The following is a 19316-nucleotide window of genomic DNA, read 5'->3' on the forward strand; positions in this document are numbered from 1 at the left end:
GGGTGGGAGACTGCTGGGACAGTCAGTCCCGTAAAGCACCCTGCAATCATAAGAAAGTTTTTCGTGAGGCTCTTTTCAAAAAGCGTCCAGGTAATTTTCAGCTTACGAACCCGCAATAACCATATCGTCGATACGGATGGTCGGCGCATTGGTTGACTGGCGGAAAACCAGGTCACTGGCCGGCACCAGACGGGCGAACATGTCATTCAGGTTGCCCGCGACCGTCAGTTCGGACACCGGTTCCGCCAGTACGCCGTCGCGGATCATGAAGCCCGCCGCCCCCCGGCTGTAATCGCCGGTAATGCCGTTGATGGCGGACCCCATCAGTTCGGTAATGTAAATCCCTTCCTTTATGTCTGCCATCAGGGCCGCAGGTGTCAGATCACCGGGCTGCATGAACATGTTGCCAAGTGAGGGCGCAGGCGGTCCCGACGTGCCCCGGCTGGCGCAGCCATTGGGCCTGAGCTCCAGCTGGCGGGCGGAGCGGGAGTCGAGCGCCCATGTCTTCAGCACGCCATCTTCCACCAGCGTGCGGGTGGATGTCAGCATGCCCTCGCCATCGAAGGGACGCGCGCCGGGACCACGTACGCGGCGTGGGTCGTCAATGATGGTGATGCCCGCGGGCATGATGCGGCAATCCATCTTTTCCTTGAGGAAGGACGTGCCGCGTGCGATGGCAATGCCGTTGATCGCCCCCGACAGGTGACCCAGCAGGCTGGTGGATACGCGCGGGTCCAGCACGATCGGCATGCGCCCGGTGCGCGGACGCACCGGGTTCAGGCGCGCAACCGTGCGTTCCCCCGCGCGACGACCGATCAGGCCCGCATCCTCAAGGTCCGACAGGTGGACGGCGGCGTGATAGTCGTAATCACGCTCCATCTTCGTGCCGCTGCCTGCTACTGCGCTGGCGGACACGGAATGGCTGGTCCGGGCATACCGCCCCGAAAACCCGGCGGATGTCATGAGAATGATGTCCGACAGGCCGAAACTGGCCGATGCGCCATTGCTGTTGGTAATGCCCGTTACCGCAAGTGCCGCGTCTTCCGCCGCGCGCGCGCGGGCCACAAGGTCGGTAGTGGTCACTTCGGTCGGGTCGGACAGGTCCAGCCCCGTCGCGTCTGTAAAGGTGGTCGCGGCCTCGGCGCACAGTCCGGCAAAGCGGTCCTCGGGCACGACGCGCGCCATGGCGACGGCACGTTCGGCCAGCGCGTCGAAGCGTTCGGGGTCCAGCGCCGTGGCCGAAACAATGGCCGAACGCTGCCCGACGAACACCCGCAGTCCGAGGTCACAGGTTTCGGAGCGTTCAAGGTCCTCGGTCTGTCCATTACGCACCTGCGCGCCATGGGCGACGCGGGTGGCGTAGATCGCATCCGCCGCATCCGCCCCTGCCGCACGGGCACGGGTAAGGAGGGTGGAGATCAGGTCAAGCGGATCGGTATTCATGCTGCCAGCGCCCCCGTGATGCTGTCGAGGGAAGGAATATGGCTGACCGGCCCGAGGGAGGCGAGGGTCGGCCTGCCGCTGAATATGCGGGTCGCGACGCGCTGCACGTCCGCAATGGTGACGGCGTCGATCCGGCGCACGGTCTCGGCAGTGGGGATCAGGCGACCAAAGACCTGAAGCTGCCGGGCCAGCTGCTCGCACTGGCTGCCCGTGCTTTCCAGAGACATGAGCAGCGAGGATTTGAGCTGCGCCCGTGCCCGCGCCAGTTCCGTGTCCGTCACCGTATGACGCACCTTGCGCAGTTCTTCCAGCGTTACGGGAACAAGGTCAGCCACCTGTGCTTCACCCGTGCCGGCATAGATGCCGAACAGCCCGCCCTGCCGGAAGGGTGCGTTGAAGGAATAGACGGAATAGACCAGCCCCCGCTTTTCACGGATTTCCTGGAACAGCCGTGACGACATGCCCCCGCCCAGCAGCGTGGACAGCAGCAGGGCCGGGTAATAGTCCGGGTCGCCATAGGGCATGGACGGAAAGCCCAGCACGATATGGGCCTGATCCAGGTCGCGTTCGCGCGTGAAGGCGCCGCCTACGTAATTCACGGCAGGCTGCGGCGGGACGGTGCCGGTAGGCAGGTCGGCAAAATGCTGCTGCACAAGGTCCACCACGCGGGCGTGTTCCAGGTTGCCCGCCGCCGCGATGATGGTATTGCCCGCCCGGTAATGGGTATCCATGTAATTGACCAGGGTTGCGCGCGACATGGTCTGGATACCGGATTCCGTGCCCAGCGTGGGGCGGCCCATCGGCTGGTCGGGAAAGGCGGTTTCCTGAAAATGGTCGAACACGATGTCATCGGGCGTGTCGTTCGCCTGACCGATTTCCTGCAGGATCACGCCGCGTTCACGCTCCAGCTCATCCGGCGCAAGGCTGCTGTGGGTCAGGATGTCACCGATGATGTCAGCACCCAGCGACAGGTTTTCCTTCAGCAGCTTGACGTAATACGCAGTGTGTTCACGCGCGGTATAGGCGTTGATATGGCCGCCCACGTTTTCGATTTCCTCGGCAATGCCCACGGCGGTGCGGGTGCCGGTGCCCTTGAACGCCATGTGCTCCAGGAAATGGGATACCCCGTTTTCGGGCGCGGTCTCATTGCAGGTGCCCGCGGCGACATACGCCCCGAGGGACACGGTCTCCACCCGGTCCATCCGTTCGGTCACGATGGTCAGGCCGGAATCCAGTCGGGTCACATTGATCAGGTCGGTCATGCTGGTCCTGCGGGCGGCATGGTGCATCATGGCCCCATGCCGCCCCTTGCTTGCGTAAGATGGAAAAGGGGAAGGGAAGACGATCAGGCTGCCGAGTTGGACAGGACCGCCGCGCGCACCCTGTCCTCGATCACGGTCAGGTCGGCTGGCACCACGCTGTACCGCTCCGGCCGGTCATACAGGTCGGCCAGCGACACGGGCAGGGCGGGGCGGATGCCGGTTGCCTGCGCCATTGCATCGGGGAACTTGGCGGGGTGTGCGGTGGCCATGGCCACCATGGGGATACCGGCCTCGCGGAATGTGCGGCCAGCGGCAATCCCGATCGCGGTATGCGGGTCGGCAAGGTAGTGGCTGCGGGTGTTCAGCGTACGGATTTCCTCCTCCGTCGCGGCATCATCCAGCGAAATGCCGTGGAACAGCGCATTGGCGCGGTCCCACACCGGGGTGGACACCTTCATCACGCCGGTCTTGCGGAAATCGGTCATGATGCGCGCGCATTCGGCGGCGTTGCGGTCCAGCAGTTCGAACAGCAGGCGTTCGAAGTTGGACGATACCTGAATATCCATCGACGGCGACAGGCTGGGCACCACACCGTGGATGCTCATGTCGTTTTCGTTCAGGAAGCGAGAGAGGATGTCATTGCGGTTGGACCCCACGCACAGTGCGCGGATGGGCAGGCCCATGCGGCGGGCGACCCATGCCGCCAGCACATTGCCGAAATTGCCCGTGGGCACGGCGAACGAGACCTCACGGTCCGGCGCGCCCAGCGCCAGTGCGGCGTAGACATAATACGGCACCTGGGCGGCGATACGTGCCCAGTTGATGGAATTGACCGCCGACAGGTGCATGTCGGTACGGAAGGGCTGGTCGGCAAACATCGCCTTGACCAGATCCTGACAGTCGTCAAACGTGCCCTGCACCGCAAGGTTGGTCACGTTGGGTTCCAGCACGGTTGTCATCTGCCTGCGCTGCACTTCCGACGTGCGCCCCTCGGGGTGCAGGATCACCACGTTCAGGCGCTTGCGGCCCCGGCATGCCTCGATCGCCGCCGACCCGGTATCCCCCGATGTGGCGCCCACGATTGTGACCTTCTCGTCACGTTCGTTCAGCACATGGTCGAACAGGCGGCCAAGCAGCTGCATGGCCATGTCCTTGAACGCCAGCGTCGGGCCGTGGAACAGTTCCTGCACGAACAGCCCGTCTTCCACCTGCGTCAGCGGCACGATGGCCGGATGGTCGAATCGGCTGTAGGCATCGCGGCACAGCGTCAGCAGCACATCATGCGTGATCGACCCTTCGGCAAAGGGGGCGATGATGCGGGCCGCAAGCTCGGGGTAGGGCAGGCCCCGCAGGTCACGCCACTGGGCCACCGACAGTTCGGGCCAGCTTTCGGGCAGGTACAGGCCACCGTCCTCTGCCAGCCCCGCCAGCAGAACGGACGAAAAATCGCGGACGGGGGCGTTCCCCCGGGTAGAAATATAGCGCATGGCGCCACCATAATCCCAACCGCCCCCCGCGCGAAGGGGGCGCATGCGGCGCAGGGCGCAATTCCGCGCGTGGTGTGTCAGAATTTCGGTGGCGGCAGGCTGCCGATATTGATGCGGTAGATATGCACCGGCCATTCAATGGCGTTGTGCCCGCCATTCAGCGGCGCGGTCCGGTCAAGCTGGGCTGCCGGCACATAAAGCTGCCCGTCTTTTGTCGCAAACGATCCGCCGGGCCAGTGCAGGCGGGGGTCGGTCACGATTTTCTGGTAAACGCGATCGGGCATCAGGCGGAAGATGCTGCCGGTGGACACGTCATTGAAATACAGCGTGCCATCCGGCCCGACCGTGATGCCACCCAGCGGCGGCGTCTTGTACCACAGGGTGGGGCCTTCCTCCAGTTCGATGGGGGTGACCTTCGGGTCCACCAGCAGGTCGGTATCCAGCTTGTACACGGGGCCGCACAGGGGTTCGAAATACAGCCACTGCCCGTCGGCGCTTATGTCCATCTGGCTGATGTTGATGATGGCGGTATGACCCGCGGGGTTGGTCGCCACCCGGCCGTAAACCGTAATGGGCTGGTGCGCGGTCAGCGCCGGGGTATGCTCCATAAGTCGCCGCTGGGTGTTGGTGTCCAGCTTGACCACGATCATGGCCGGGATGCCGGCATCCCCGATGAAGGCATGCCCGCGTGCGATGCGCATGGTGGCGGCGTAACTGCCCGTGCGCAGCATGCCCGGATCGAGCGGCCATGTCTGCATGACCTGACCGGTATGGCTGTCGATCTTCACGATCTTGGGGCCACCTGCTTCCGGCTTTCCCGCCGGGTCGGGCTGTCCGCTGTCCAGCACCCATAGCGTGCCATCGGGCTGGAGCTGTACATCCGAAGGCGCAACCAGCCGCTTTGCCGCCGGCGTGGCGGGGTCGTTCCATGCATTGTCGGGATAGGGATGGGGCGTGTTGTCCCCATCCAGCAGCGCCAGCCCCGGCCCGGTATTGCCCGCCCAGCGCGGCAGTTCCACCAGCAGCCGCCCGTCAGGCAGCACGACCACACGGTCCCATGCGGCGGTAGAGGAGGATACGACATCCTCCAGCGTCGCGGCCGGGCTGAGCGGCGGCGCGGGTTTGGCGGCACGGGCGGCATGGTCGGCCCCCAGCAGGCAGGTGCCGCAGGCAAGAAGGAAACCCGCTGAGCGCAGGCGACGGATGGCAGATGGAGATTTCGCGTACATCGCGCGTTATCTCGTCACGAACCGCAGCGAATGGCAAGTGGAACATGCGGCATGTCCGCCCTGCCATAAAAGAGTGTTTCCAGAAGGCGGCTGATCACTTTCATCAGGTTCGCAGGGCGTTTTACAGGCCGGTTTTTTCAGGCAGTCCCCTGATCAACCGGCCATTTCGAACCGCCGCCGGACGTCGTCGCCCGATCAGACCGCGCCCGGGTCAGACCTGCGCACAGTACCGCTGGCGCAGATGGCGCAGGTAGGGACCCGTATTGGGCACCGCCCCCGTGGCGTCGCGCACGATGTCGCGGGTGGATGCCCCGCTGCCGCGTGCATGAATGTGCGGGCGCAGCCATGCCAGCAGGGGTGCGAAATCGCCCTTGCCTATGCTGGGCATGATGGCGGGGTCGCTACGTTCGGCTGCTTCGCGCAACTGTGCGGCGATAATCGCGCCCAGCGTGTAGGTGGGGAAATACCCCCATGCGCCTGATGGCCAGTGGATATCCTGCAGGCAGCCCAGCCGGTCCTCGGGCACGTTCAGTCCCAGCAGGTCATGGATCCGGGTATTGAAGGCTTCCGGCAGGTCGGACAGCTTCATCTTTCCCGCAATCAGCGCGGTTTCCATTTCATAACGTACAAGGATATGCGCGGGGTACGTGACCTCATCGGCATCCACGCGGATGAAACCGGGGCGCACGCGTGTGACAAGGCGGTGCAGGTTATCCGCCTGCCATGCCGGGTCGGTATCCGCGCCACCAAAGGCCGCGCGCAGGCGGGGGACCATCCAGTCCATGAAGGGCTGCGACCGCGCGACCTGCATTTCCATAAGCAGGGACTGGCTTTCATGCAGGCTCATGCCACGTGCCTCACCCACAGGCTGGGCGCGCCATGCTGCGGGCAGGCCCTGCTCGTACAGCGCGTGCCCGGTCTCATGTATGATGCCCATGAGTGCGTTGATGCAGTCATCCTCCTCATACCGGGTGGTGATGCGGACATCGTCCTCCGCCCCGCCGCAGAAGGGGTGCAGGCTGACATCCAGCCGCCCGCGCTGCATGTCAAAGCCCAGTGCGCGCATGGTCTCGTGCCCCAGCCGTGCCTGTGCGGGCACGTCAAACGATCCCGAAAGCGGCACGGGGGCGGCCAGCGTGGCCTGATGGGTGAGTGCGGTGCGGATCAGGTCGGGCAGTTCACTGGCCAGTTCGGCAAAGACCGGGTCGATATCCGCCTGCCGCGTGCCCGCATCATACTGATCCAGCAGCGCGTCATAGGGGGACAGCCCAAGGGTCTGCGCCTTGGCGGCGGCAATGTCGCGAGTGCGGGCCAGCACGGTTTCCAGTTCCGGCAGCAGGCTGGCGAAATCACTGTCCTGCCGCGCGGTACGCCATGCCATTTCACACCGCGAGGACGCACGCGACATTGCTTCGACCAGATCGGACGGCACGGCGGCGGCATGGGCGTGCTGGCGGCGCATTTCATGCAGGTTGGCGCGCGCCATGGCGTCATCGGGGGCCTGGGCGCGGGCCAGCAGGTCGCCCATGTCCGGTGCAGTCATGAGGTCATGTGACAGGACGGCAAGGGCGGCAATGCTCTCGGCGCGGCTTTCGCTCGCCCCTGCCGGCATCATGGTGTCCTTGTCCCAGCCCAGAATTCCCATTGCGTTGCGGATATGCCCCATGCGGGCAAAACGCTGCCGCAGCGTGGCATAGGCCTGCTGGCCGACCGTGGCGGAGGTGACGTTCATGTGGGTTCCTGATCGAAATTCTTAACGCTCTGTCGCGTATGGATAGTGTTGGGAGTGTGCGGGACCATTCTCCGCCACGCAAGGGAGGGCCGGCCGAGATGAACGCGACCAGCACGCATGGACACGATACGGACAGGCAGCATGTCATGGCGCGGGGCCATGCGGCCCTGCGCAGGGGGGATATCGACACCGCGCGGACGTGCTTCGTGGCCCTGCGGGCGGAGGGGCCGGACGATCCCGCTGCCCTGCATGGCCTGGCCTGCGTGGCCCTGGCGGCAGGACGGGCGGATCTGGCCATCAGCCTTGCGGGACAGGCGGTGCGGCGCGCACCCCACGGGCCTTTTCATGAAGTGCTGGCCCGCGCGCTGCTGGCACGGGGGCACCATATGGCAGCGCAGGCTGCGATCCGGGCCGCCTGCCTCTGTCAGCCGGATGATGTGCCCGTCCTGCTGGCCTGTGCCGAGATCATGGAGACGACAGGCGATACATGGGCGGCAGTACGGGCCTATGGGCGGGCGGTCAGCCTGTCCGCCCCGCATGACATGCGGGCCCGGACGCTGCATGCCCGTTTCCTATGGCGACGGGGACAGCGTGACGCTGCCATACAGCAGATGCACCATGTCGTGCGGCGTGCGCCGGGGGAGGGCGTCCATGTCCGTGAACTGGCCGAAATGCTGATGGCGCATCACCAGCGTGAACAGGCCGAGGATGTTCTGCGGGCGGGGCTGGAGCATGCTCCCGATGATGGCGCTGCCCGGTCCCTGCTGGGTGCGCTGCTGTTTGCGCGCGGGCGCATGGGGCCGGCGGCCGACATGCTGGAACGTGCCATGGCGCATGATCCGCAGCCCGAAACCGCCAGTAACCTCGGCCTTGCCCGCATGGCACTGGGGGATATGTCGGGTGCACGGGCCGCCGCCATCCATGAAACCATACTGACCCATGCGCCGCCGCCTGATCGTGAGACGCGGGCCCGGGCGCGGTTCAACCTTGGCGTTGCCCGTCTGGCGCAGGGAAAACTGGGGCAGGGATGGGCGCTGTGGGACGCCCGGCTGGAATTCCAGCCGCCGCATCCATCGGCAGGGCATCTGCCGCGATGGGACGGGGGAGCGTTGCCTGCAGGTCGGAAGCTGCTTGTGCATATGCAGGGGCAGGGACTGGGGGATGCCGTCCATTTCCTGCGCTATGTACGGCTTGCAGCCCGGAGGGTTCCGGTGGTGCTGGAGGTTCCATCCCCCCTGCGCCGGCTTGCGGCCACGCTGGGGCAGGACATGGCCCATTCCGTAAAAATTATCACCCGTAATATAAATAACAATTCTGATGTCGCAGCCCAATGCGACCTGTTCAGCCTGCCGCACCTGCTGGGTGCGGACAGCGTTCCGTCATTCATGCCGTATCTGGGGGAAAGCCCATGGCAACGACCGGCGGCACGCAGGGGACTGCTGCGTATTGGCCTGTGCCATGCGGGGAATGCCGTCTATCGCTTTGACGCGCGGCGTTCCCTTCCAGTGGATGCCTTATTGGCACTGAAGGACATTGCGGGGGTCGAATTCATTTCCCTGCGGCCACCGGCAGAGGGAAAGATGGACCCGTCCTTTGTCCGGCACGAATTGCTGCCCGATGCGGACCTGCTGGATACGGCGCGCCTGATCGCGACACTGGATCTGGTGATCAGCGTGGATACGCTGGTGGCGCATCTGGCCGGGGCCATCGGCTGTCCGGTCTGGCTACTGTGCCGTTTTGGCGGGGACTGGCGGTGGTCGACGGCTTTTGACCTGCCTGCGCCGACAACCGGCACGTCACAGCCGGAAAATGGCGGGCAGTCCACTCTGCGCCGGCCCGCAAGCCGGTGGTACCCGACCCTGCGCCTGTTCCGGCAGGAACGTCTTCTGCCCCCGCAGCAGGCGTGGACACAGGTCATGGCCACCCTGTCGCGCACCCTGAATGCATGGGTGGCGGGGCAGGTGCCGGACATTCATCCCTGAAATGTCGCGGGAATCATGAAAGGTTTTTGGTGACGCTCTTTCCGGGAAGCTTCGGGGTGCCTTTTTGAAAAAAGACACCCCGGACCGTTTCAGATCGTGATGGATTCCAGTTCGGATGACCGGCGCTGGGCTGCAGCTTCCGCTTCCTGCAGGCCCGCCAGCAGGGTCGTGCGAATCCGGTCCAGACGTCCCTTGTCAGTGATCTTCAGCCCGAACAGGTCCTTGACGTAAAACACGTCCACCGCCCGCACGCCATAGGTGGTGATGTGGGCGGACGCGATCTGCAGTTTCTGTTCGCTCAGCGCCGCCGTGACGTCATGCAGCAGGCCGGGGCGGTCACGCCCGTTGATTTCCACCACCGTGCAGGTGTTCGATGCGCGGTTATCGATTACCACGCGCGGTGGCACGTGGATGGCGCGCATGCGGCGGCCACTCACCCTGCGGCCGCACTGGGCAATTTCACGGTTGATGTTCAGGTGCCCCGTCAGCGCCTGTTCCACCAGCAGCGACAGGCGGGCAAGCTGCTGCGGTTCCTCGAACGCCGCACCGCCCGCATCCTGAATCCACAGCGTGTCCAGCGCCATGCCATTGGTCATGGTGTGGATGCGCGCATCCACGATCGAGGCCCCGGCAATGGCCACCGCCCCCGCGATCTTGGAAAACAGGCCCGGATGGTCGGCGGCGTAAATCGTGACTTCCGTTACCCCGCGCGCCGGCAGGGGCTGGGTTTCCACCGTCAGGGGGGAATGCACGCGTTCGGATTCGCTGATAAGCCGGGCATGGCGGGCATGGGTGTCATGGTCGAAGGACAGCCAGTAACTGCCATAACCCAGCCCCATGAAATGGCGGACATCGGCTTCGTTCATGCCGTCTTCCACCAGCCATCGGGAGGTGGCGTCCTTGGCGCGTTCCACGCGCACGTCGCGCTCGGTGGTGGCAAGGCTGCCTTCCAGCACTTCGGCCACGCGCATGTACAGTTCGTTCAGCAGCGTCGCCTTCCACGCGTTCCATACGCGCGGCCCCACCGCGCGCATGTCCACGATCGTCAGCAGCAGCAGCAGCCGCAGGCGTTCGGGCGACTGGATGATGTCGGCCAGGTCAAGGATGGTCTTGGGATCGTCAATATCGCGCTGGAACGCGGTGTGGCTGAGCAGCAGGTGATGCAGCACCAGCCATGAAACGGTTTCCGTCTCCTCGCTGTCCATACCCAGTTCGGGACAGACATACAGCGCGATCTGCGACCCGATTTCCGAATGGTCGCCGCCGCGGCCCTTGGCGATGTCATGCAGCATGACCGCGACATACAGCGCGCGGCGCGAATGCAGGTTGCGCGCAAGGTCATAGGCGATGGGGATTTCATCGGCCATCTGCCCGTGTTCCACCCGGCCAAGGATGCGCAGCGCGTCGATGATATGCTCATCAACCGTAAACACATGATAGGTGTCGAACTGCATCTGCCCCACGACACGCGACCAGTCAGGCAGCAGGCGGCCCATAAGCCCCGTTTCATTGAGGATATGCAGCCAGTAGGCATTTCCCTTGCGCCGCCCCTCATCCATCAGGTGGAAGCTGGGGGTGGCGTCCGCCTGTTCGGCGGCATCGCCACGCGGCGCGCGTTGCGGGCGTTCGGGCGGGTCGCCACACATGAGGTCAAGGAAGATCCGCGCGGTTTCCGGGTCGCCGCGCAGGCTGGCAGCCCGGCGTTCCCAGCGGATCAGCTGGTGCATGGCCATGGGGTGGATGGGTAGCTTGCGCTTCTTGGCCCAGTCCAGCAGGCGCATCATCTGGATGGGTTCATCCTCGAACGACGTGCCGCGCTGGGGCAGGATACGACCGTCCAGCACGGTAAAGCCCGCGTCACGCATCTGGCTGTCGGCTTCGGGTGCGTTGGCCACGGGGCCAAGCGCCTGACGCAGCACGGCGGGTTCCAGCACCAGTGTCAGGCGCATCACCTCGCGCACGGTCAGGAAGTAGTGGCGCATGAAGCGTTCCACACCCACCTGCCGTCCATGGCGGGTGTAGCCCATGCGGCCGCCCACAACCGGCTGCACGTCAAAGGTCAGGCGTTCTTCCGCCCGGCCCGACACGTAATGCAGGTGGAAGCGCACTCGCCACAGGAAGTCCCACGCCCGGCGCGCGCGCTTGGCTTCCTGTTCGGTCAGCAGTCCCAGCTCACTGAAACCGGGGGCCAGCAGGTCGGATACATGGCGCGTGCCGAAGGTGTAGCGGCACATCCAGTACAGCGTCTGCAGGTCGCGCAGGCCGCCCCGGCCTTCCTTTATGTTGGGTTCCACCAGATAGGGACTGTCGCCAAAGCGGTGGTGGCGGGCGGCGCGTTCCTTGCGCTTGTCGGTAATGAAGCGGTCGGCGCCTGCCCGGACGCAGGCCATGATGTAGCGGGCCTGGAACATGGAAAACAGCGATTCGCTGCCCGTCAGGGCACGGGCGTCCAGCAGCGTGGTCCGCACCGTGGTGTCGGCCTCGGCCTCGGCAATGCATTCATTGATGGTGCGCGTGGCATGCCCGACCTTCAGCCCGAGATCCCACAGGAAATACAGGATGTATTCCACGCAGGCCCGCACGTCCTCGCCCTGTCCGTCCTGTATGTCGGGCACCAGGAACAGCAGGTCGATATCGCTGAATGGCGCCAGCAGCCCGCGCCCGTACCCGCCGGTGGCGGCAATGGCGAAGGGGGCTTCAGGATGCGAATCGATGCCTGTCTGCTGCATGGCGAAGGCCGCCAGCACGCGGATCATGCCATCGGTATAGGCGGCCAGCAGCTTCCCTGCCTCGGCCCCGCCCAGGCGGTGATGCTCGAATTCCTCGCGCACGTGGGCCTGGTAGCGCGACAGGTGGCGGCGTACCAGCCCGATGGCGTCTTCGCGCGGCAGGGCACGTACATCGCCACCGCCCGTCCCGGCGGGGAACAGGGCGGAATGAAGGGCGTTCGTCATGGCCTCGACCGAAGCGGAGGCGGAAGGGGGGGCAGCGTTCGACATCGTCGTCAGATGGCGTCCTGTAAATGGCGATAAAGATCCGGGATCGAGTGTGCCGCCCCTGATGGGGTCAGGTCCAGAGCCGTATCAGGATTTCAGCAGTTTTTTGAGTTTATACAACATTTCCAGCGCCGCGCGCGGGCTGAGCGTATCAGGGTCCAGATCCTCGATCATGTCGAGTGCGGCAGGCGGCAGCGCGGGTGTGGGCGGTGGTGCTGGCGCCTCATCCGCCTTGGCCTGTTCAAACAGCGGCAGGGGCGGGGCCTGCCGCCCGCGTTCCTTTTCCAACGTGGACAGCAGGCGTCCCGCGCGGCGCACCACGGGATCCGGCACGCCGGCAAGGCGCGCGACATGCACGCCCCAGCTGCGGCGGGCGGAACCGGGTATGACCTCATGCTGGAAAATGACCTGTCCCTTCCATTCCCGCACGCTCATGGTGTGGGGGGACAGGCGGGGCATGGTGTCCGCCAGTTCGGCCAGTTCGTGGAAATGCGTTGCGAATATCGCGCGGCAGCGCAGCGTGGAATGCAGGGTTTCCAGCACCGCCCACGCAATGGCCAGCCCGTCGAGCGTGGAGGTGCCGCGCCCGATTTCATCCACCACCACCAGCGACCGCGGTCCGGCCTGGTTCAGGATGGCGGCGGTTTCGGTCATTTCCACCATGAAGGTGGATCGTCCGCGCGCCAGGTCATCCGACGCGCCAACGCGTGAAAACAGCCGGTCCACCACGCCAAGGCGCATGGTCTGTGCCGCAACCGGCAGGCCGGCCTGCGCCAGTATGACCGCCAGCGCCGTCTGCCGCAGGAAGGTGGACTTGCCCGCCATGTTGGGGCCGGTCAGCAGCATGACGCGGTGATCGGGATCAAGGTCGCAGTCATTGGGGGTAAAGCGGGCGTTCCTGGGCAGGGCCGCTTCCACCACCGGATGGCGTCCCGCGCGGATGACAAAGGATGTATCCGTGCCGACGGCAGGACAGCACCACATGCCGCCACCGGCCAGCACCGCGCAGGACTGCGCGATGTCGATGCATGACAGGGCGGCGGCCATGTCCGGCAGGGCGGCTTCGTCCAGTATCTTTCCCACCACCTGCGTAAACAGGTGGCGTTCGCGCATGCCCGCGTTTTCGGCAGCCTGCGCGATCTGCTGGTCAAGGCTGACCAGCCGTTCGGTGGAAAAGCGGCTGGCGCTGGCGGTGCCCTGCCGCATGATCAGGTCCTCGCGCCCGCGCAGGCGCGCGCTGGCGGCCGCGGGCACCTCGATCACGTAGCCAAGCTGGGCATGGTGACGGATCTTCAGGTTGGGGATGCCGAATTCCGCGGCGTATTCCTGCTGCAGCGCCGCAATGACGCGCCTGCTGCCATCGCGTAGTTCACGCTGGGCATCCAGTTCCGCATCATACCCGCTGGCGATGATGCCGCCGTCATCCATGCGGGCGGGCGGGTTCTCGCTCAGGGCGCGGCTCAGCAGGTCCTCCAGTTCATGTGCGCGATCAAGGTGGCGTGCGGCCTGTTCCAGAATGGGGGGCAGGTTTTCGTGCCGGTTCAGGATCGCCCCGATTTCACGCGCGACACCCAGGCCAAGGCGGATGGCCACGGCATCGCGCGGCTGCCCACGTCCCAGCGATAGCCGACCCAGTGCGCGCGCCATGTCGGGGGCTGCGCGCAGGCTGGCGCGCAGGTCGTCGCGTATGCCCGGCTTGTCCAGCAGCCACGTCCATCCCGCCTGCCTGCGGGCAATGCGTTCGGGATCGGTCAGCGGGGCTGCGATCCAGTCCGCCAGCATCCGGCTGCCCGCTGCGGTCACGGTGCGCGATACGGCAGCGAACAGGGTGTGTTCGGTCTCGCCATCGCGCGTGCGCAGCAGGTCGAGACTGGCGCGGGTGGCGGGATCAAGGCCAAGGATGTCGCTGCTGTCGCTGGGGCGGGGATGCGACAGGCGCGGCAGCTGGCCCGCCTGGCTGCGGCGGATGTAATCGATGGCTGCCGCAGCCGCCATGGCTTCCGCGTCGCTGAAGGTACCAAAGGCGTCAAGGCTGGCGACGCCAAAGGCTTCGGCCATGCGCTGGCGTGCGGCATCGGCGCTGGCGGGCGGGACGATGGGGGTGCGGCGCGCGGCGAAATCACCCAGTTCCACGGTATCGGCGCACAGGATCTCCGCCGGGTCCAGACGGCCCAGCAGGTCGTTCAGGTCACGCGGGGGAACGGTGGCGGTTTCAAACAGGCCGGTGGAAATATCGATCCATGCAAGGCCGGGATTACTGGCGTCGCGCCCGGTGGGGCAGATGATGGCGGCCAGAAGGTTCTGCCGTCCCGCCTCCAGCAGTTCGTCTTCGGTCAGCGTGCCCGGCGTGATCAGGCGCACGACCTCGCGCCGCAGTGGTCCCTTGGACGCGGGGCGCCCCTTGCGGGGCTGTTCGGTCTGTTCGGCGACCGATACACGGAACCCGCGGCGGATCAGGCGGGCCAGATAGGCCTGCGCCGCATGCACTGGCACCCCGCACATGGCAATGGGTTCGCCCCCATGGGTGCCACGCGCGGTCAGCGAAATGTCCAGCGCCGACGCTGCTGCTTCCGCATCATTGAAAAACAGTTCGTAGAAGTCCCCCATCCTGAAAAACAGCAGGGCGTCGGGGTGTTCGGCTTTCAGCGCAAACCACTGCGCCATGGCGGGTGTAGCGCCCTCGGGCGATGGGAATGTCATGTCCGGTGTCTAGCGGTGGGGTAGGGGATTCGCCAGTGCGGATTTCATGGTCCCTGTCCCCTATGCCGTGCGCCCGCGGCGCAGGCGGCGATTGATTGCGTCCATGGCCTGGCGCATGTCGGCCACCCCGAGCACCTGCAGTGCCAGCAGGTAGATGCCAACGCCCAGTATCACCAGCCCTCCGACATCTACGATCCGCATGATCGGCCCGGCCTCCATCGCGCGCCCCAGCGGGGTGTAGCCCAGACCGACCAGACCCGTCGCCATGATGCCCGCGCACACCATCATGCCCGCCAGCTGCCGCACAAGGGCCGGGTCGGGAACCAGCGCGCCGCGTCGCCGCAGCACGAACGCCAGCACGCCCGCATTGACCATGGCCGCAAGGCTGCTGGCCAGTGGCGGGCCGATATGGGCCAGCCAGTGCATGAAGCTTATGTTCAGGACGAAGTTCAGCGCCAGCGTGCCCATGCCGACCAGCACCGGCGTGCGCGTATCCCCGCGCGCGAAGAACCCCGGCGAGAGAACCTTGACCAGCACGAAGGCCGGCAGCCCCAGCGCATAGGCCCGCAGCGACTGCGCGGACAGCACCGCGTCATGTGCGGAAAAATGCCCATGCCCGAACAGCGCCATCATGACCGGGGCCGCAATCACCAGCAGCCCGGCCGCGGCTGGCAGCGTCAGGATCAGCGCGTAGGAAATGGCCCGGTTCTGGGTGTGGTGGGCCGCCTTTACCTCACCCGCCGCCAGATGCCGCGTCAGCACGGGCAGCAGCGTTGTGCCTGCCGCCGCCCCCAGTACCCCCAGTGGCAGCTGATTCACCCGGTCGGCAAAATACATGAGCGATACACTGCCCGCAGGCAGCAGGGTGGCGATGATGGTATCGACCAGGAAGTTGATCTGCGTGATCCCGCTGCCCACCAGTCCCACGCCCATGCGCGCCAGCAGCGTGCGGATGCGTGGCGTAAGGCACGGCGTCATGAGGCGCAGGCGCATGCCCGCATGGCGGGCGGCGTACAGCAGGATGCCGAACTGCACCACGCCCGACGCGGTCACCCCCCATGCGGCGGCGTGCGCCACATCACCCGTGAACGGGGGAAGGACAAGGATGGCGGCAATGCCGATGACGTTGAAGCTGACATAGGCGGCCGCCGCCACGCCAAAATGGTGCATGCCGTTCAGCACGCCCGAAACCAGTGCGGCCCCGCAGATCATCAGCAGGTAGGGGAATGTAATGCGGCTGAGCGATATGGCCAGCGAGTCCCGCAGGTCGCCATGCGTGAACCCCGGCGCGATCAGGCGCAGCACGCCGGGCATGAAGATTTCCCCCAGCACCGTCAGCACAAGCAGCCATGACAGCAGGACACTCATCGTCTCGCTGGCGAATCGCTGCGCGGTGTCCCGGCCCTCGCGTTCCAGCAGGGAGGAGAACAGCGGCACGAAGGCGGCGTTCAGCGCACCCTCGCCAAACAGCCGGCGGAACATGTTGGGCAGGCGGAACGCGATCTGGTACGCGTCCTGTGCCGCCCCCGTGCCCAGCAGGGCGGCCAGCAGCTGGTCGCGCACCAGCCCCAGCACGCGGCTGATCATGGTCCAGCCGCTGACGGTCAGGAACCCCTTCAGCATCGGTTCAGCATGGCGCGCGCGGGCATGATGGGGACATCAGTGATCCATCACCGCCCGTTCGACCGCCATGCGCACGCGGCGCGATTCCGGTGACGTGACGCAGGTGAACCAGTTGGCCAGCTGACCATCGCGCCCGATCAGGTATTTGTAGAAATTCCACCGTGGCAGCGACAGGAACCCGCCTTCACGCGCCAGCCAGCGGAACAGCGGGATCGCCTGCGGCCCCCTGACGTGGCTCTTTGCGGTCAGGGGGAAGGTGACATTGTAGTTGCGCTGGCAGAAGGTGGCGATCTGGTCGGGCGTGCCAGGTTCCTGGTTGCCGAAGTCGCTGGACGGCACGCCAATCACCATCAGGTCATGGCTGCGCCATGTGGTCCACAGGCTCTGCAATCCTTCATATTGCGGCGTGAAACCGCATTTGGATGCCGTGTTGGCAATCAGGATCGGCTTGCCCCGCAGTCTGGACAGGTCAATGTCGGGGCCATTCAGGGCAGGCAGGACAAAGTCATAGATCGTGGTCATTGAAATGCTCGGTTTCGTAAGCGCGCCGGAGTAACCGGATTGCCGGGTCGCATGGCAGGGGTCAAGCCGCCTGTTTGCAAATGTGGAATGTGACGTGGATGTCCATTCAGGCGAATTCATGTCCGACCGGACGCGACAGCAGCAGCTGGCTGGCGTCCTCCATGTCGATCGTGCCCGCCAGCAGGCTGGTGACGGTGGCGATGACCGGCGTGCTGACGCCATGCTGGCGCGCAAGCCGCAGCAGCGCAGGCGCCGTCGCCCGGCCTTCGGCCACGCCTTTCAACGCATCTGCAGCCCGCTGCGTCGGTGTCCCCTGGCCGATCGCCAGGCCAAGACGGTAATTGCGCGACGCCGCCCCCGTGCAGGTCAGCAGCAGATCCCCGATTCCCGCAAGGCCTGACAGCGTCTCGGGCCGTCCGCCCAGCGCGTGCGACAGGCGCGACAGTTCGGCAATGCTGCGGGTGATCAGGGCCGCGCGGGCATTTTCCCCCAGCTTCGCCCCGATCGTGGCACCCGCGGCGATGGCCACCACGTTCTTGGCTGCTCCGCCTACCTGCACGCCCGTCGGGTCATCGCTGGCATACAGCCGGAAGGCTGGCGTGGTCAGCAGGTCCGCCAGCCTGCGGGCCTGCGTGCGGTCCGTGCAGGCCAGTACGGCGGCGGCGGGCAGGCCAGCCGCGACTTCATGCGCGAAATTGGGGCCGGACAGGACACCCAGCACGCTGTGCGGGAACATTTCCCCCAGGACCTGAAGGGGCAGGAGGCCGGTTGCCTCCTCAACGCCCTTGCAGCACGCGATCAGCGGCGCACAGGGCGGCACGTTCCGCGCAATGGTGCGCAGGTGCTGCATGGGACAGGCCAGCAGGATCAGGTCGGCCTGCCGGGGCATGACATCACTTACGGTAATGCGGGGCGGCAGCGCATGGCCGGGCAGGCGGGGCATGACGCGGCCTGCGGACATGGAGGCGGGATTGCGTGCCCACAGGCTGACTTCGGCGCCCGCGCGCGCGGCCTGCAGCGCGAGTGCCGTCCCCCATGCACCTGCGCCGATCACGGCAATCCGTGCGGAATGGGTCATCCGTTCGTTTCCTGACGATTACGTGCCGTATCCGGCATTCTGTTGGTCCCTGTAACCGCAATGCGCCTGTTGTGGTTGCCATGCAAGGCGGGAGGCCTGCATGCCTGCTGGCGACAGGGCAGGGGGGATCAGGCGGCGGCCCCGTCAGTATCCGCCGTCATGCGCTGCGCCATGTCCGACAGCGGCCAGCGCGGGCGCGGGCGCATGGCAATGTCATTGGGAACGGGCAGGCCCAGGGCCGCGCGCGCGCGCATGGTCTCGATCGCGGCCCATGCCACCATTACCGCGTTATCAGTGCACAGCCGCAGCGGCGGCGCGGCGAACGGCAGGTCGTGCGCGGTGGCGAATTCGTGCAGCCGCGTGCGCAGGACGCCATTGGCGGCCACCCCGCCCGCCACGACCAGCGTGGTGGGGCGTTCCATCATCTCCAGCGCATGGCCAAGGCGGTCGATCACGATATCGCTTACGGCCTGCTGGAAGCTGGCGGCGATGTCGGCGGCCTGTTGGCGCGGCAGGGCGGTGCGGACCTCGGCCGGCAGTTTCTGCGCCACGGCGGTTTTCAGCCCCGAGAAGGAAAAATCACACCCCGGACGCCCCATGAGCGGCCGCGGCAGGGGCACGGCGTGCGGGTCGCCCTCACACGCCAGGCGTTCGACCGCAGGCCCGCCGGGCCAGCCGAGGCCAAGCATCTTGGCCACCTTGTCGAATGCTTCGCCCGCCGCGTCGTCAATCGTGCCGCCCAGCCTGCGGTAATGGCCGACCCCTTCCACCGCGATGCACTGGCAGTGTCCGCCCGATACCAGCAGCAGGAGATAGGGGAACGGTGCGCCGTTGGCTGCCACACCGGGCAGGCGCGCGGTCAGGGCATGGGCTTCGATATGGTTTACGGCAATGAATGGCCGGTCCAGCGCAATGGCCATGCCCTTGCCCATGTCGGCCCCCACGATCAGCCCGCCAATCAGCCCCGGACCGCAGCTTGCGGCAATCGCACCCAGGTCATGCGGCTGCATGCCGGCCGTGCGCAGCGTATCGCGCACCAGCGCGGGCAGCGCGCCAAGGTGGGCCCGGGCGGCAATTTCGGGCACGACCCCGCCGAATGGCACATGGCCGGATTGCGATAATGTCGCTTCTGCCAGGATCCTGCCATCTGTCGACACGATGGCGCAGGCCGTGTCATCGCACGAAGATTCAATGGCCATAACGGGAGTTGGCAGATCGGGGCATGTCGGTTCGGTATGGGGCATGGCGTAATTTACAATCCG

Annotated in this window: 12 protein-coding genes; 1 reads left to right on the forward strand and 11 read right to left on the reverse strand. The window is 65.9% G+C overall.

Features of this window, described 5'->3' with window-relative positions:
- Window positions 1–102: 102 nt before the first annotated feature.
- From CFR80_RS01275 to CFR80_RS01295, 5 genes are all read right to left on the reverse strand, one after another.
- Window positions 103–1443, reverse strand: coding sequence for a TldD/PmbA family protein (locus CFR80_RS01275; RefSeq protein WP_010513777.1), 1341 nt, complete (start codon window positions 1441–1443; stop codon window positions 103–105).
- Window positions 1440–2705 (reverse strand): M16 family metallopeptidase, encoded by a 1266-nt coding sequence (locus tag CFR80_RS01280; protein WP_110507054.1) that lies wholly within the window; start codon window positions 2703–2705, stop codon window positions 1440–1442. The genes CFR80_RS01275 and CFR80_RS01280 overlap by 4 nt, the downstream gene beginning before the upstream one ends.
- Window positions 2706–2788: 83 nt before the next feature.
- Window positions 2789–4192 carry a threonine synthase gene (gene thrC / locus CFR80_RS01285; protein WP_010513774.1) on the reverse strand — a complete coding sequence of 468 codons (1404 nt, stop codon included), beginning with the start codon at window positions 4190–4192 and terminating at the stop codon, window positions 2789–2791.
- Between the two features lie 77 nt (window positions 4193–4269).
- Window positions 4270–5421 (reverse strand): L-dopachrome tautomerase-related protein, encoded by a 1152-nt coding sequence (locus CFR80_RS01290; protein WP_110507029.1) that lies wholly within the window; start codon window positions 5419–5421, stop codon window positions 4270–4272.
- A gap of 211 nt (window positions 5422–5632) precedes the next feature.
- The gene (locus tag CFR80_RS01295; RefSeq protein WP_110507030.1) at window positions 5633–7153 is read right to left on the reverse strand and encodes a carboxypeptidase M32; all 1521 of its coding nucleotides are present in this window, start codon (window positions 7151–7153) and stop codon (window positions 5633–5635) included.
- A gap of 98 nt (window positions 7154–7251) precedes the next feature.
- Between CFR80_RS01295 and CFR80_RS01300 the strand changes: the two genes are divergently transcribed.
- Entirely contained in the window at window positions 7252–9135 is a 1884-nt protein-coding gene (locus CFR80_RS01300; protein ID WP_110507031.1) for a tetratricopeptide repeat protein, read from the forward strand.
- Between the two features lie 89 nt (window positions 9136–9224).
- On the opposite strand, the gene CFR80_RS01305 is transcribed toward CFR80_RS01300, so the two are convergent.
- The 6 genes from CFR80_RS01305 to tsaD form a co-directional block, all read right to left on the reverse strand.
- Window positions 9225–12134, reverse strand: coding sequence for a [protein-PII] uridylyltransferase (locus tag CFR80_RS01305; protein ID WP_029329356.1), 2910 nt, complete (start codon window positions 12132–12134; stop codon window positions 9225–9227).
- Between the two features lie 84 nt (window positions 12135–12218).
- Window positions 12219–14831, reverse strand: a complete 2613-nt coding sequence (gene mutS, locus CFR80_RS01310) for a DNA mismatch repair protein MutS (RefSeq protein WP_110507032.1) — start codon at window positions 14829–14831, stop codon at window positions 12219–12221.
- Window positions 14832–14891: 60 nt separating this feature from the next.
- Window positions 14892–16454, reverse strand: a complete 1563-nt coding sequence (gene murJ / locus CFR80_RS01315) for a murein biosynthesis integral membrane protein MurJ (protein WP_010513767.1) — start codon at window positions 16452–16454, stop codon at window positions 14892–14894.
- Window positions 16455–16490: 36 nt separating this feature from the next.
- Entirely contained in the window at window positions 16491–16976 is a 486-nt protein-coding gene (locus tag CFR80_RS01320; RefSeq protein ID WP_010513766.1) for a glutathione peroxidase, read from the reverse strand.
- A gap of 106 nt (window positions 16977–17082) precedes the next feature.
- On the reverse strand, window positions 17083–18054 hold the full coding sequence (locus CFR80_RS01325; protein WP_110507033.1) for an NAD(P)H-dependent glycerol-3-phosphate dehydrogenase: 972 nt from the start codon (window positions 18052–18054) through the stop codon (window positions 17083–17085).
- Between the two features lie 128 nt (window positions 18055–18182).
- Window positions 18183–19298 (reverse strand): tRNA (adenosine(37)-N6)-threonylcarbamoyltransferase complex transferase subunit TsaD, encoded by a 1116-nt coding sequence (tsaD, locus tag CFR80_RS01330; protein WP_110507034.1) that lies wholly within the window; start codon window positions 19296–19298, stop codon window positions 18183–18185.
- Window positions 19299–19316 lie beyond the last annotated feature (18 nt).

It is taken from the genome of Komagataeibacter oboediens, assembly GCF_003207815.1.
Taxonomy (GTDB): domain Bacteria; phylum Pseudomonadota; class Alphaproteobacteria; order Acetobacterales; family Acetobacteraceae; genus Komagataeibacter; species Komagataeibacter oboediens.